The organism is Pseudomonas sp. LARHCG127 (genome assembly GCF_052871455.1).
Window position 1 is genome coordinate 130038 of sequence record NZ_JBIXJT010000002.1, and the last position, 13643, is coordinate 143680.

At 61.0% G+C, this 13643-nt stretch carries 13 protein-coding genes and 1 pseudogene; 4 read left to right on the top strand and 10 right to left on the bottom strand.

Annotated elements, in window-relative coordinates:
• Positions 1-124: 124 nt before the first annotated feature.
• Together ACIPQ1_RS03995 and ACIPQ1_RS04000 are read left to right on the top strand one after the other, a co-directional pair.
• Positions 125-1501 (top strand): glutamine synthetase family protein, encoded by a 1377-nt coding sequence (locus ACIPQ1_RS03995; protein ID WP_025216023.1) that lies wholly within the window; start codon positions 125-127, stop codon positions 1499-1501.
• A gap of 287 nt (positions 1502-1788) precedes the next feature.
• Complete coding sequence (locus ACIPQ1_RS04000) at positions 1789-2424, top strand: TetR/AcrR family transcriptional regulator (RefSeq protein ID WP_250965443.1); 636 nt, start codon at positions 1789-1791, stop codon at positions 2422-2424.
• 135 nt (positions 2425-2559) lie between these two features.
• Here ACIPQ1_RS04000 and ACIPQ1_RS04005 read toward each other — a convergent pair whose 3' ends face one another.
• The 7 genes from ACIPQ1_RS04005 to ACIPQ1_RS04035 form a co-directional block, all read right to left on the bottom strand.
• Positions 2560-2775: a TOBE domain-containing protein gene (locus ACIPQ1_RS04005; RefSeq protein ID WP_003177394.1), complete on the bottom strand. Its 216-nt coding sequence runs from the start codon at positions 2773-2775 to the stop codon at positions 2560-2562.
• A gap of 25 nt (positions 2776-2800) precedes the next feature.
• Positions 2801-3607 (bottom strand): aliphatic sulfonates ABC transporter ATP-binding protein, encoded by an 807-nt coding sequence (ssuB, locus tag ACIPQ1_RS04010; protein WP_446533635.1) that lies wholly within the window; start codon positions 3605-3607, stop codon positions 2801-2803.
• Positions 3604-4386: an aliphatic sulfonate ABC transporter permease SsuC gene (gene ssuC / locus ACIPQ1_RS04015; RefSeq protein ID WP_411385904.1), complete on the bottom strand. Its 783-nt coding sequence runs from the start codon at positions 4384-4386 to the stop codon at positions 3604-3606. Before ssuC ends, ssuB begins: the two co-directional genes overlap by 4 nt.
• A 7-nt stretch (positions 4387-4393) precedes the next feature.
• Positions 4394-5542: an FMNH2-dependent alkanesulfonate monooxygenase gene (gene ssuD / locus ACIPQ1_RS04020; protein WP_109752544.1), complete on the bottom strand. Its 1149-nt coding sequence runs from the start codon at positions 5540-5542 to the stop codon at positions 4394-4396.
• 24 nt (positions 5543-5566) lie between these two features.
• On the bottom strand, positions 5567-6532 hold the full coding sequence (locus ACIPQ1_RS04025; protein WP_411385905.1) for a sulfonate ABC transporter substrate-binding protein: 966 nt from the start codon (positions 6530-6532) through the stop codon (positions 5567-5569).
• Between the two features lie 91 nt (positions 6533-6623).
• Positions 6624-7217, bottom strand: coding sequence for an NADPH-dependent FMN reductase (ssuE, locus tag ACIPQ1_RS04030; RefSeq protein WP_446533636.1), 594 nt, complete (start codon positions 7215-7217; stop codon positions 6624-6626).
• A 316-nt stretch (positions 7218-7533) separates the two neighbouring features.
• Positions 7534-8172: a peroxiredoxin gene (locus ACIPQ1_RS04035; RefSeq protein ID WP_024617266.1), complete on the bottom strand. Its 639-nt coding sequence runs from the start codon at positions 8170-8172 to the stop codon at positions 7534-7536.
• Positions 8173-8506: 334 nt separating this feature from the next.
• Between ACIPQ1_RS04035 and mntA the strand changes: the two genes are divergently transcribed.
• Positions 8507-8902 carry a type VII toxin-antitoxin system MntA family adenylyltransferase antitoxin gene (gene mntA, locus ACIPQ1_RS04040; RefSeq protein WP_446533637.1) on the top strand — a complete coding sequence of 132 codons (396 nt, stop codon included), beginning with the start codon at positions 8507-8509 and terminating at the stop codon, positions 8900-8902.
• Between the two features lie 3 nt (positions 8903-8905).
• Positions 8906-8977, top strand: a pseudogene (locus ACIPQ1_RS04045) (type VII toxin-antitoxin system HepT family RNase toxin); the annotation flags it as partial.
• 270 nt (positions 8978-9247) lie between these two features.
• Here the strand turns inward: ACIPQ1_RS04045 and ACIPQ1_RS04050 are convergent.
• The 3 genes from ACIPQ1_RS04050 to argE form a co-directional block, all read right to left on the bottom strand.
• Positions 9248-10570, bottom strand: coding sequence for an OprD family porin (locus ACIPQ1_RS04050; RefSeq protein ID WP_250965452.1), 1323 nt, complete (start codon positions 10568-10570; stop codon positions 9248-9250).
• Positions 10571-11031: 461 nt separating this feature from the next.
• Positions 11032-12330 (bottom strand): amino-acid N-acetyltransferase, encoded by a 1299-nt coding sequence (gene argA, locus ACIPQ1_RS04055; protein WP_053126389.1) that lies wholly within the window; start codon positions 12328-12330, stop codon positions 11032-11034.
• Positions 12331-12467: 137 nt separating this feature from the next.
• Positions 12468-13625, bottom strand: a complete 1158-nt coding sequence (gene argE / locus ACIPQ1_RS04060) for an acetylornithine deacetylase (protein WP_446533638.1) — start codon at positions 13623-13625, stop codon at positions 12468-12470.
• Positions 13626-13643 lie beyond the last annotated feature (18 nt).

Consider the following 13643-nt stretch of genomic DNA (forward strand, 5'->3'; position numbering starts at 1 on the left):
AAAAAGCCTCGCAGGTGCTTTTTTAGGGCAAAAAAGGCCCTGCTTGACTTCGGCATGCCGTTCGGGTTGACTGGCTTTCGAAGAGATCAATGATTGATATTTTTAACAACAAAGGTGTTGCATCATGTCGGTACCCCCGCGTGCCGTTCAGCTTAACGAAGCGAACGCGTTCCTTAAGGAACATCCTGAGGTTCTGTACGTTGACCTTCTGATTGCGGATATGAATGGTGTGGTGCGCGGCAAGCGCATAGAACGCACCAGCCTCCACAAGGTTTACGAGAAAGGCATCAACCTGCCGGCCTCTCTATTTGCTCTGGATATCAATGGCTCTACGGTGGAAAGCACCGGCCTGGGCCTGGACATCGGTGATGCCGACCGGATCTGCTATCCAATCCCTGACACCCTGTGCAATGAGCCTTGGCAGAAGCGCCCTACCGCGCAACTGTTGATGACCATGCACGAACTCGAAGGCGAACCTTTCTTCGCCGACCCGCGTGAAGTCCTGCGCCAGGTCGTGACCAAGTTCGATGAACTGGGCCTGACCATCTGCGCCGCATTCGAGCTGGAGTTCTACCTGATCGACCAGGAGAACGTGAATGGACGCCCACAACCGCCCCGCTCGCCGATTTCCGGCAAACGCCCGCATTCGACCCAGGTCTACCTGATCGATGACCTCGACGAATACGTCGATTGCCTCCAGGACATTCTGGAAGGGGCCAAGGAGCAAGGCATTCCCGCCGACGCCATCGTCAAGGAAAGTGCCCCGGCGCAGTTCGAAGTGAACCTGCACCACGTGGCCGATCCGATCAAGGCGTGCGACTACGCGGTCCTGCTCAAGCGCCTGATCAAGAACATCGCCTACGACCATGAAATGGACACCACCTTCATGGCCAAGCCGTATCCGGGCCAGGCAGGCAATGGTTTGCACGTCCACATTTCGATTCTGGATAAAGACGGCAAGAATATCTTTGCCAGCGAGGATCCCGAGCAGAACGCCGCACTGCGTCACGCGATCGGCGGTGTGCTCGAGACCCTGCCCGCGCAGATGGCTTTCCTCTGCCCGAACGTCAACTCCTACCGTCGTTTCGGCGCACAGTTCTACGTGCCGAACTCGCCGACCTGGGGCCTGGACAACCGCACCGTGGCCTTGCGCGTACCCACCGGCTCGGCCGATGCCGTACGCCTGGAACACCGCGTCGCCGGCGCCGATGCCAACCCCTACCTGCTGATGGCCGCCGTGCTGGCGGGCGTGCACCATGGCCTGGTCAACAAGATCGAGCCCGGTGCGCCGGTGGAAGGCAACAGCTACGAGCAGAACGAGCAAAGCCTGCCGAACAACTTGCGCGATGCCCTGCGTGAGCTGGACGACAGCGAAGTCATGGCCAAGTACATCGACCCGAAATACATCGATATCTTTGTGGCCTGCAAGGAAAGCGAGCTGGAGGAGTTCGAACACTCCATCTCCGACCTTGAGTACAACTGGTACCTGCATACCGTGTAAGCGGTTGCGGTCAAAAAGAAACGCCGCAGGCCTTATGGCCTGCGGCGTTTTTTTTATGTCTGCCGCCGAACATTGTGGCGAGGGAGCTTGCTCCCGCTGGGCTGCGCAGCAGCCCCAAAAATGCTGAAGCGGTCAACCTGAACCACGGCGGCGGCTGGTTTCGGGGCTGCTTCGCAGCCCAGCGGGAGCAAGCTCCCTCGCCACAGGAGTTGCTCTGCTCACAAGTCCGGGTATGGACCATCCGCTCGCTCTGCGTACAATGCCCGGCAGCCCCGCAGGAGACGTCCATGACGCGCATCGCCACACCCCGCAAACCCCGCGCACGCAGCCAGGCCCGGATCGACACCATTCTCGATGCCGCCCGTACGCTGCTTGCCGCCGAAGGCGTGGCCAGCCTGTCGATCTACAGCGTCGCCGAGCGCGCCGGGATCCCGCCCTCTTCCGTGTACCACTTCTTCGCCAGCGTCCCGGCCCTGCTCGAAGCCCTGACCGCCGACGTCCACGCCGCCTTCCGCGCGGGCCTGCAAGCACCGATCGATCATGCCGCGCTGAACCATTGGCACGACCTGTCCAGGCTGGTGGAACAACGCATGCTCGCCATCTACAGCCAGGACGCCGCCGCTCGCCAGTTGATCCTGGCCCAGCACGGCCTGACCGAAGTCACCCAGGCCGACCGCCAGCACGACCTCGAGCTGAGCGACTTGCTGCACAAGGTCTTCGCTCACCATTTCGCCCTGCCGCCCCTGCCCGACGACGTCGATGTGTTCGCCCTGGCCATGGAACTGGGCGACCGCGTCTACGCCCGGTCGGTCCAACAACACGGCCAGATCACCCCACGCATGGCCGAAGAAGGCATGCGGGTGTTCGATGCGTACCTGGGGCTGTACCTGCCGCCGTACCTGCCCAAGCGCGAAGCTTCCTGATCCATGTGGCGAGGGGATTTATCCCCTCGCCACAAAGGCCCCCTCCTCACCTCAACAAAGTGCATGCGTGCGCTGCCTTAAAACCCAAAAGCCCCGAAGGGCTCTCGCCGTCCGGGGCTGTGGCTCAAGCATCGTTCACAACTTGGCGATAGACACCTCGGTGGATTTGACGAAGGCAATCACTTCGCTGCCGATCGCCAGTTCCAGTTCCTTGACCGAACGGGTGGTGATGACTGACGTGACGATGCCGGAGGCGGTCTGCACGTCGATCTCCGACAGCACGTCGCCCTCGACGATTTCCTTGATGGTGCCTTTGAACTGGTTGCGTACGTTGATGGCTTTGATGGTCATGGTGTCGATTCCTGTCTGGATGAAGTTATTGCGCCCAACGCAATTGCGTAGGCAAGGGTGAAACGGGTTCGGGTTCCGGCGGTTGGCCGGGCAAGGACAGCACACGGTTGAGGACTTCGGTTTCCAGGCTCGCCAGGCGATGAGAGCCGCGAACCCGTGGGCGTGGCAGGTCGATGGGCAGGTCGAGGCCGATCTGGCCGTCCTCGATCAGGATCACCCGGTCGGCAATCGCCACCGCCTCGCTGACGTCGTGGGTTACCAGCAACACGGTGAAACCGTGCTGCTGCCAGAGGTTTTCGATCAGTTGCTGCATCTCGATACGGGTCAAGGCGTCCAATGCGCCCAAGGGTTCGTCGAGCAACAACAGCCGTGGCTGATGAATCAGCGCGCGGGCCAGGGCCACCCGTTGTTTCTGGCCGCCGGACAGTGCCGCCGGCCACTCATGGGCACGGTCGGCCAAGCCGACGGCTTCCAGCGCCTGCAAGGCCTGCGGACGCCAGTCGCCCTTGAGCCCGAGGCCAACGTTGTCGATGACTTTTTTCCAGGGCAGCAGACGCGCCTCCTGGAACATCAACCGCGTGTCCTGTTGCGCCGCACTCAAGGCCGCCGAGCCCGCCAGCAGTTGGCCGTCGGTGGGCTGATCGAGGCCCGCCAGCAACCGCAGCAAGGTACTTTTGCCGCAACCGCTGCGACCGACCACGGCCACGAACTGCCCGGCCGGGATATGCAGGTCGATGTCACGCAATACCTGGCGCGTGCCAAAGGTTTTTTGCAGGTTGCGCACCGCCAGCGGAATGCCACGTAGCAGGCGCGGAGGTTGTTGGGCGGTCATGCGGCACCTCCCTTGTTCACTTGGTACGCCGGATGCCAGCGCAGCCAGACCCGCTCAAGCCCACGGGCGGCCAGGTCGGCCAACTTGCCCAGCACGGCGTACAGGAGAATCGCCAGCACCACCACGTCGGTTTGCAGGAACTCACGGGCATTCATCGCCAGATAACCGATACCGGAGCTGGCCGAGATGGTTTCCGCCACGATCAGCGTCAGCCACATGAAACCCAGGGCAAAGCGCACGCCCACCAGGATCGAAGGCAAGGCGCCCGGCAGGATCACCTGGCGAAACAGGCTGAAGCCGGACAATCCGTAGCTGCGGGACATTTCCACCAGCGCCGGGTCGACGTTGCGGATACCGTGGTAGGTGTTGAGGTAGATCGGAAACAGCGTGCCCAGGGCCACCAGGAAAATCTTCGCCGACTCATCGATGCCGAACCACAGGATCACCAGCGGAATCAGCGCGAGGTGCGGGACGTTCCGGATCATCTGCACCGAACTGTCCAACAGGCGCTCGCCCCATTTTGACAGGCCGGTGATGAAGCCCAGGGCCAGGCCGATGCCGCCGCCGATCAAGAAACCGACCGCTGCGCGCCAACCGCTAATGGCCAGGTGCGTCCAGATCTCGCCGCTGCGCACCAGGCTGACCCCGGCTTCGATTACCGCCACGGGTGCTGGCAGGATCCGCGTGGACAACCAACCGGCCGACACTGACAGTTGCCAGACCGCCAGCAACAGCAGCGGCACCGCCCAGGGCGCGAGGTTGTGGATGATTTTCTTCATGGCCGCCTCAGCTCTGGGACGCGGCTTTGGGCAGGATGTCGTTGGCGACCATTTCACCGAACGGGCTCACATAGCCCTGGCTTTTCGGTAGCTCCGGGCGCTCGACGTCCAAGTGTGGGAACAGCAGTTCCGCCACGCGATAGGACTCTTCCAGGTGGGGATAACCGGAAAATATAAAGGTGTCGATGCCTAGGTCGGCGTATTCCTTGACCCGCGCCGCCACGGTCGGGCCATCGCCCACCAGCGCCGTGCCGGCACCGCCGCGTACCAGGCCGACACCGGCCCACAGATTGGGGCTGACTTCCAGTTTGTCGCGACTGCCACCGTGCAGGGCGGCCATGCGTTGCTGGCCCACCGAATCGAAGCGCGCCAGGGAAGCCTGGGCCCGGGCGATGGTGTCGTCGTCCAGGTGGGAAATCAGCCGATCCGCCGCTTGCCAGGCTTCAGCGTTGGTTTCCCGCACGATCACATGCAGACGGATGCCAAAGCGTACGGTACGGCCCAGCTTCGCGGCCTTGGCGCGTACCTGCTCGATTTTCTGCGCAACGGCTGCCGGCGGCTCGCCCCAGGTCAGCACCATTTCCACTTGCTCGGCCGCCAAGTCCTGGGCGGCTTCCGACGAACCACCGAAATACAGCGGCGGACGCGGTTGCTGGATCGGCGGATAGAGCAGCTTGGCGCCCTTCACACTGATGTGCTCACCGTCGTAATCCACGGTCTCGCCTTCCAGCACGCGGCGCCAGATCCGGGTGAATTCCACCGAGGCCTGGTAGCGTTGCTCGTGGTCAAGGAACAGGCCGTCACCGGCCAATTCATCCGGGTCGCCGCCGGTCACCAGGTTGAACAGCGCCCGCCCGCCGGACAACCGGTCGAGGGTCGCGGCCTGCCGTGCCGCCACCGTCGGGGAAATGATCCCGGGGCGCAGGGCGACGAGGAATTTCAGGCGCTGGGTCACGGGAATCAATGAAGCGGCCACCAGCCAGGAGTCCTCGCAGGAACGCCCGGTGGGGATCAACACACCGCCAAAACCCAGTCGATCCGCCGCTTGGGCGACCTGCTGCAAGTATCCGTGATCGACGGCGCGGGCGCCTTCGGCAGTGCCAAGGTAATGGCCGTCGCCGTGGGTAGGCAGGAACCAGAAAATATTGAGGCTCATGGAGTGGTCTCCTAAGGGATCGAATTACTGCGCGTTCGCAACGGCCGCCGGCGGCGTCCAAATCACGTCCTTGATGCTCAAGGGCTTGGGAATCAATTTGAGCTGGTAGAAGCTGTCGGCGATTTTCTGCTGCGCCGCCACCACCTCCGGCGTGAGGAACAGCGCCCCGTAGCCTTGGCGTTTCACCGAGGTCAGGGTGATGTCCGCCGGCAGGCCGAGCAGCGGCGACACCTGTTTGGTCACGTCTTCAGGATTGGCCTTGGACCACTCCCCTACGGCACGCACCTCTTCCACCAGGGCGGTAATGACCTGGGGATTCTTTTGCGCATAAGGTTTTGTGGCGAGGTAGAACTGGTGGTTATCGACAATGCCTTTGCCGTCACGCAGGGTGCGGGCCTGCAACTGTTGTTCGGCGGCCGCCTGGTACGGGTCCCAGATCACCCAGGCGTCTACGCTGCCCCGTTCGAACGCGGCACGGGCATCGGCTGGCGGCAGGAAAACCGTCTGGATGTCGGAATACTTGAGGCCGGCGTCTTCCAGCGCCCGCACCAGCAGATAGTGGACGTTGGAACCTTTGTTCAGCGCGACTTTCTTGCCCTTGAGGTCTTGCACCGATTGGATCGCCGACCCTTTGGGCACGAGGATGGCTTCACTGGTGGGCGCCGGCGGTTCGTAGGCGACATAGAGCAGGTCGGCGCCCGCGGCCTGGGCAAACACCGGCGGCGTTTCACCGGTCACGCCAAAGTCGATGGAACCGACGTTCAAGCCTTCCAGCAACTGCGGACCTCCGGGGAATTCGGTCCATTGCACGTCCACGCCTTGGGCGGCGAGGCGCTTCTCCAACGAGCCCTTGGCCTTGAGCAGCACCAGGGTGCCGTATTTCTGATAACCGATCCGCAAGGTCTCGGCTTGAGCTTGGGTGATGACGCCGAGGGACACAGCCGCAGCAAACAGAGCGACCAGCCCGCGACGCAAAATGACAGTGCGCATGGCGCCTCTCCTTTTTGCTGTGGGGTTTTGGCTGCACCTGCTGGGCCGTTAGCGGCTGAGTAAGGTGAGTTGAATCAATGGTGTCCGGGGTTCAAATGCTCCAGCGAGCACTCAGCAAACGTTCGTTCAATACATGAGGGTCCAACGGCCTGGGCCGACGGGCCATGGCGCTGTAAAACTGTTCCAGCGCCTCGTCCAGGCGCTGCTGCAGGGCCGGCGTCAATTGCGCCTGGGCACTGCCTTCGCCATAAGCGATCTGACTGTCTTCGGCAAAAATCCCATGGAGCATTTCCTGGGCCTTGAGCGCCGACAACACCGGTTTAAGGGCGTAATCCACCGCCAGCATATGGGCGATGCTGCCGCCGGTGGCCATGGGCAACACCACTTTGTGAGCCAGGGCTCGTTCAGGCAGCAGGTCCAGCACGGTCTTCAGCGCGCCGGAAAAAGACGCCTTGTACACCGGCGTGGCGATTACCAGGCCGTCAGCGTTTTCGATCTGCTGGAGCAGGTCGATAACCTTCGGGCTGTCGAAACGGGCATGGAGCAGATCTTCGGCCGGGAAATCGCGCACCTGATAGCTCACCACCTCCACACCTTGCTGTTGCAACCAACGTTGCGAGCGCTCCAGCAGCACCCCGGAGCGGGAGCGTTGGCTGGGACTGCCACCGAGTGAGACGACCAACATGCCTACCCTTCCTTAACTGTCACTTGCGATTCGCGGCGGGCGATCTCGCTGCATGGGGCAAACCATAACAGGGGATTTATATATCTTTAAATCATATTTGTTCATTTGGTTATGCGATTAAGGGATATGCAATTCACTTTCCTTGGCGCAATAAAAAAGGCCGTCGAAACGGCCAAAACCCTTGGTGCACCGTGTTCTCATCTCTCCTGTGGGAGCGAGCTTGCTCGCGATAGCGTTGGATCTGCCGGCATCCATGTCGACTGATATACCGCCATCGCGAGCAAGCTCGCTCCTACAGATCAGTTCAGGTGTTGCGTCAACGGTTAGGCTGCGGTGTGAGGCGCAGGTAAGGCTTCACCGCGCGGTAGCCCTTGGGGAAGCGCTGCTTGAGTTCCTCTTCATCCTTGAGCGACGGCACGATCACCACTTCATCGCCGTCCTGCCAGTTGGCCGGGGTGGCGACCTTGTAGTTGTCGGTCAGTTGCAGGGAATCGATCACCCGCAGGATCTCGTTGAAATTGCGACCAGTGCTGGCCGGATAGGTGATGGTCAGGCGAATCTTCTTGTTCGGGTCGATCACGAACAACGAGCGCACGGTCAAGGTGTCGCTGGCGTTGGGGTGGATCAGGTCGTACAGGTCAGAGACCTTGCGGTCGGCGTCGGCCAGGATCGGAAAGTTGACCACGGCGTTCTGGGTCTCGTTGATGTCCTCAATCCACTTGTGGTGCGAGTCCACCGGGTCCACCGAGAGGGCAATGGCCTTGACCCCACGCTGGGCGAACTCGTCCTTGAGCTTGGCCGTGAGGCCCAATTCGGTGGTGCATACCGGCGTGAAATCCGCCGGGTGGGAAAACAGTACACCCCAGCTGTCACCGAGCCATTCGTGGAAGCGAATCTTGCCGGCGCTGGAATCCTGTTCGAAGTCGGGGGCGATGTCGCCGAGTCTGAGGCTCATGGTGCGGCTCCTGGATGAGTTGTTGTGAGCCCAAACTTTGCACCGGTTTCGATTGCTTTAAAAAGAATGAATATCCATTTATCTAGATCATTAGTGAATATAAAAAACTGTTCACTGGCGCCATTCCGCATACCGGCACAAGATCGCCAGCGAGGTTCGAGAAGGCCTCGATTTGCTGAAAAGAGGAGAAATTCGAGGAAGGCTACAGGGGTGGGCCCGACTCGAAAACGCAAAGCCCCGCCCGGCGTGTTGCCGGGCGGGGCTTTTTTTGTTTTGTACCCACACTACGGAAATTATTGACGCGATTTCAGGACGAGCGGCTAGGATAGGCAGCATGAACACTCAAGCCTTGCTGACTCACCTGCAAAACCACCTCCCTGGACTGCTGGCGGTTTACCTGTTCGGCAGCCATGCACAGGGCATCGCCGGGCCTGACAGTGATGTCGATTTGGCTGTTCTCTGGTCCGGTCAGGTCGACCCCGTGTTGTTATGGCAACTTTCCGGAGACTTGGCGGATATAGCCGGATGCCCAGTGGATCTGCTTGATTTACGGGCGGCAACGACGGTGATGCAGTACCAGATCCTGACCCGTGGTCGGAGGCTTTGGGCCAGAGACGTACAGGCGGGGTTGTTCGAATGTTTTATCCTCAGCGAAAAAACCGCTCTCGATGAGGCTCGAGCGGGATTGCTCAAAGATATTCAGGAAGAAGGCAGCGTGTACGGTCGATGATTACTGATCAACAAAGAGGCGAATATTGAGCGTTGTGTCGCCAGGGTGCGGGAATACGAGAAGGATCCCGCTACCTGACCCGAAAAACAAAAAGCCCCGCCCGGCGCATCAACGCTGTTAACTTAAGAAAAATGATGGAGACCTGTGGCGAGGGAGCTTGCTCCCGCTCGGCTGCGAAGCAGTCGTAAACCGGCGGGTGCGGTATGCCTGATGCTCCGCATTGGGCAGGTTTTGGGGCCGCTTCGCGGCCCAGCGGGAGCAAGCTCCCTCGCCACGGGTTTGTCGGTTGCCTTAAATGAACAGCATTGCCGGGCGGGGCTTTTTTTCGTCAGGCGAGCGCGTTGCTTACAGCAGCGGGATCGAGTAGCTGACGATCAGGCGGTTTTCATCCTGGTCGCGCTGACCTGGGATGTCGTTGCGCCAGGTAGCGTTTTTCCACATGACGCCAACGTTCTTCAGCGGACCTTCCGGTACGACGTAGCCAACAGTGATGTCACGTTCCCACTCGGTCTTGTCACCGGTGGCGTGGTCAATGTTGTCGCCGCGCAGGTAGATGACGCCAGCGGTCAGGCCAGGAACACCGAGCTTGGCGAAATCGTACGAGTAGCGACCCTGCCAGGTACGTTCACCGGCACGGGCGAACTTGGCGATTTGCATGTCGGTGGTCAGGTAAGCCGACGAACCGTCACCCTGGTTCAGCCAAGGGAAATCGCTGTCGCCGTTGCTGGCCTGGTAGCCACCGCCAAAGGTGTGACCGGCAACGGTGTACAGGAACAGGCCGCTGTACAGGTTGTTGTCGACTTTGCCCTTGGTGACGCTGCCGCCATAGTAGCCAGTGGTGTAGTAGGTGGAATCATGACCGTTGGCGCCGTCGCTGCGGCTGTTGAAATAACGCAGGTCGGACTTCAGCACGCCAGGACCGATGGACCAGTTGTGCACCAGGCCCAGGAAGTGTTGCTTGTAGAAATCTTCCAGGTTGCCGTAGTAGTACTGGGCAGTCAGGTCCTTGGTGATTTTATAGTCACCGCCACCGTAGATGAACTTGTTGCTGTCGCGACCGCTGGCGGTACGACCGTTCGCACCGGCAATGGACAACTCCTCGTTGTTGCTGGAGTTACGACCCTTGGCGTGCTCGATCTGGCCGCCGACGAGCGTCAGGTCCTTGATCTCGTTCGAGGTGATCTGACCACCTTGGAAGGTTTGCGGCAGCAGACGACCGTCGTTGGTCACGATGACTGGCAGTTTTGGTTGCAGGGTGCCCAGCTTCAGCTCGGTCTGGGAGATCTTCGCCTTGGCGGTCAGGCCCAGGCTGGAGAAGTTATCCACTGCTTCGCCGTTGGACTTGCTCGGGAAAACCGTGCCGCCATAGCTGTTATTGGAGGCACCGTTGGTACCGCCGCCCGAATCCAGTCTGATACCCAGCAGGCCGATGGCATCGATACCGAAACCGACGGTGCCTTGGGTGTAGCCGGAAATGAAGCGCAGGTCGAAACCCTGGCCCCATTCTTCGGATTTGTTCGTAGTAGCAGCCGAATCACGGTTATCCGTGTTGATGTAGAAGTTACGCAGACCCAAGGTAGCCTTGCTGTCCTCGATAAAACCGGCGGCGCCTGCCTGCTGCGCCAATACCCCAACGGCCACAGCCAGGGCCAAGGTGGACTTGTTCATGCTTCGCTCCTCTCGTTTTCTAATTCTTGTGCGTCTTTGGTTCCGGATCGAACGCCCGGAATCCGCGGATGCGCGATTAGCGCCAGACCATGACCGACAAGTCAATCGTAACCATTTGTGACTACGACCATGGTCTAACCCCCCTGCACCGGTCCGCAGGATAATGGATTCTTGTTACTTCCAAAAAGAATTGTTTCACCAGTTTTCAGCTCTTTTCGACATATAGCTGCCATCAAAGCTTCATCAACCGTGGTCCGGCGTATCGGCCAGCCGGCGAATTACTGAATGGCTTTTTGTCGAGAAGCGCTCAGCGGGAAACCCCGGCGTAGAGGGTTCCCTTGATCCTTTGGCGCCGAGGCTGCTTAAGATGGGAGCTTGATGGCTATGCGTCAGGCGATTCATTGTCTGAAATCAAAAAGACGCCCCCTGCGACACTCCCACGCAGGGAGCGCCCCCAGGGGTTACAGGGCTTTTTCGAAGATCTTCGAATTACGCTGATAGTTGTAGAGCGAGGCTCGCGCGGCCGGAAGACGGTCGACGCTGCTGGGCTCGAAACCACGTTCGCGGAACCAGTGGGCGGTACGGGTCGTGAGTACGAACAGCGTCTTGAGCCCTTGGGCGCGGGCGCGGGTTTCGATCCGCTCCAGCAGTTCGTCGCCCCGGCCACCGTGGCGGTACTCCGGGTTCACCGCCAGGCAGGCCAGTTCCCCGGCATCCGAATCGGCGATCTGGTACAGCGCCGCGCAGGCGATGATCATGCCTTCGCGCTCGACCACGCTGAACTGTTCGATCTCGCGCTCCAGCACTTCGCGGGAGCGACGCACCAGAATCCCCTGTTCTTCCAGCGGACTGATCAGGTCCAGCAGGCCGCCGACATCTTCAATGGCCGCTTCGCGCACCACTTCGAATTGTTCCTGGGCCACCAGCGTGCCGCTGCCATCGCGGGTAAACAGTTCGGCCAGCAGCGCGCCGTCCTCGGCATAACTGACGATGTGGCTGCGCGCAACGCCACCACGACAGGCCTGGGCCGCCGCGTCCAGCAGTTCGGCCTGATAGTCGCTGCCCAGGCGTTGCATGTGGCCTGGGACCTGTTGCGGACGTAATTCCCGCACCAGCCGTCCGTCCTCGCCGATAAGCCCCTGTTCGGCACCGAACAACAGCAGCTTGTCGGCCGCCAGGTCGATGGCCGCCCGGGTGGCGACGTCTTCACAGGCCAGGTTGAAGATTTCTCCGGTGGGTGAATACCCCAACGGCGACAGCAATACGATGGAGCGCTCATCCAGCAGGCGGTTGATGCCCTTGCGATCGACCCGGCGCACTTCGCCGGTGTGGTGGTAATCCACACCTTCGAGCACGCCGATCGGCCGGGCGGTGACCAGGTTGCCGCTGGCGACCCGCAGCCGCGAGCCCTGCATGGGCGAGGACGCCATGTCCATGGACAGGCGCGCCTCGATGGCGATGCGCAACTGGCCGACCGCGTCGATCACGCATTCCAGGGTCGCCGCGTCAGTGATGCGCATGCCATGGTGGTAGTGAGGCGTCAGGCCCCGCGCAGCGAGGCGGGTCTCGATCTGCGGGCGTGAACCATGGACCAGCACCAGGCGCACGCCGAGGCTGTGGAGCAGCACCAGGTCATGGACGATGTTGCCGAAATTAGGGTGTTCCACCCCGTCGCCGGGCAGCATGACGATGAAGGTGCAATCACGGTGGGCGTTGATGTAGGGCGAAGCGTGACGAAGCCAATTGACGTATTCGGGCATGAACCTGGACCTGTAATAAATAACAGCCAAAAAAAGACGAAACAGAACGCACAACGGGCTGGTGGTTATCGTCGGAACAGGCTTGGCGACACGCGCGCTCTCCTCATGTGATGAATACGGGCCCGCAAGGGCGCAATTTAATCGGCCGTGGCCGACGTCAGGCAGTAATGGCCGATCAACTGCCGCAACAGCTCCACGGTAGGTTGCAAACGTGACATTTCAAGGTACTCGCCCGGTTGGTGGGCACAGGCGATATCGCCAGGACCGAGCACCAGGGTTTCACAGCCAAGGCGCTGAAGATAAGGCGCTTCGGTGCCGAACGCCACTGCTTCGGCACGATGGCCGGTCAGTCGTTCGGCCACGCGGACCAATTCGGCGTCCTCGGCCTGCTCGAACGGCGGCACTTCGGGGAACAGCGGCGCGTAGTCGATCTTGACTTGATGGCGCTCGGCGATGGGGTTGAGCTTCTGCTGGATCGCCGCCCGCAGCACTTGCGGGTCCATGCCTGGCAAAGGCCGCAGGTCAAATTCCATGGAGCATTGGCCGCAGATCCGGTTGGGGTTGTCGCCGCCGTGGATGCAGCCGAAATTCAGGGTCGGTTGCGGCACGGTGAACTGCGGGTTACGGAATTCACGCTGCCATTGCAGGCGCAGGCCGCGCAATTCGCCCATGGCATCGTGCATGGCTTCCAGCGCGCTGTGGCCCAGGCGCGGATCGGACGAATGGCCGCTGCGCCCGAGAATGTCGATGCGCTCCATCATGATGCCTTTGTGCATCCGAATTGGCTTGAGGCCGGTCGGCTCACCGATCACCGCTGCCCGCCCCAAGGGCCGGCCGGCATCGGCCAGGGCCCGGGCGCCGGACATGGAGCTTTCTTCGTCGCAGGTGGCGAGGATCAGCAGCGGTTGCTTGAACGGTTGGTCCAGCAGCGGCTTGAGCGCTTCGATGGCCAGGGCGAAAAAGCCCTTCATGTCACAACTGCCCAGGCCGACCCAACGGCCATCGATCTCGGTGAGCTTCAACGGATCGGTCTGCCACAACGCGCCGTCGAACGGCACCGTGTCACTGTGGCCGGCCAGCACCAGGCCGCCGGGACCGCTGCCGAAACTGGCCAGCAGATTGAATTTGCCAGGGCTGACTTGCTGGATATCGCAGGAGAACCCCAGCTCAGTGAGCCAGCCGGCCAACAGCTCGATGACAGCGCTGTTGGACTGGTCGAGCCCAGGCTGGGTACAGCTGACCGAAGGCGTGGCGATCAGGGCAGCGAATTGATCTTTCATGGACGGCAAAGGCATCGCTGGCTCCGGGCATAC

Excerpts from the sequence above, each read along its gene's own strand:
- ACIPQ1_RS03995 (WP_025216023.1), top strand. The coding sequence starts at position 125 with ATGTCGGTACCCCCGCGTGCCGTTCAGCTTAACGAAGCGAACGCGTTC.
- ACIPQ1_RS04000 (WP_250965443.1), top strand. The coding sequence starts at position 1,789 with ATGACGCGCATCGCCACACCCCGCAAACCCCGCGCACGCAGCCAGGCC.
- ACIPQ1_RS04005 (WP_003177394.1), bottom strand. The coding sequence starts at position 2,775 with ATGACCATCAAAGCCATCAACGTACGCAACCAGTTCAAAGGCACCATC.
- ssuB (WP_446533635.1), bottom strand. The coding sequence starts at position 3,607 with ATGACCGCCCAACAACCTCCGCGCCTGCTACGTGGCATTCCGCTGGCG.
- ssuC (WP_411385904.1), bottom strand. The coding sequence starts at position 4,386 with ATGAAGAAAATCATCCACAACCTCGCGCCCTGGGCGGTGCCGCTGCTG.
- ssuD (WP_109752544.1), bottom strand. The coding sequence starts at position 5,542 with ATGAGCCTCAATATTTTCTGGTTCCTGCCTACCCACGGCGACGGCCAT.
- ACIPQ1_RS04025 (WP_411385905.1), bottom strand. The coding sequence starts at position 6,532 with ATGCGCACTGTCATTTTGCGTCGCGGGCTGGTCGCTCTGTTTGCTGCG.
- ssuE (WP_446533636.1), bottom strand. The coding sequence starts at position 7,217 with ATGTTGGTCGTCTCACTCGGTGGCAGTCCCAGCCAACGCTCCCGCTCC.
- ACIPQ1_RS04035 (WP_024617266.1), bottom strand. The coding sequence starts at position 8,172 with ATGAGCCTCAGACTCGGCGACATCGCCCCCGACTTCGAACAGGATTCC.
- mntA (WP_446533637.1), top strand. The coding sequence starts at position 8,507 with ATGAACACTCAAGCCTTGCTGACTCACCTGCAAAACCACCTCCCTGGA.
- ACIPQ1_RS04050 (WP_250965452.1), bottom strand. The coding sequence starts at position 10,570 with ATGAACAAGTCCACCTTGGCCCTGGCTGTGGCCGTTGGGGTATTGGCG.
- argA (WP_053126389.1), bottom strand. The coding sequence starts at position 12,330 with ATGCCCGAATACGTCAATTGGCTTCGTCACGCTTCGCCCTACATCAAC.
- argE (WP_446533638.1), bottom strand. The coding sequence starts at position 13,625 with ATGCCTTTGCCGTCCATGAAAGATCAATTCGCTGCCCTGATCGCCACG.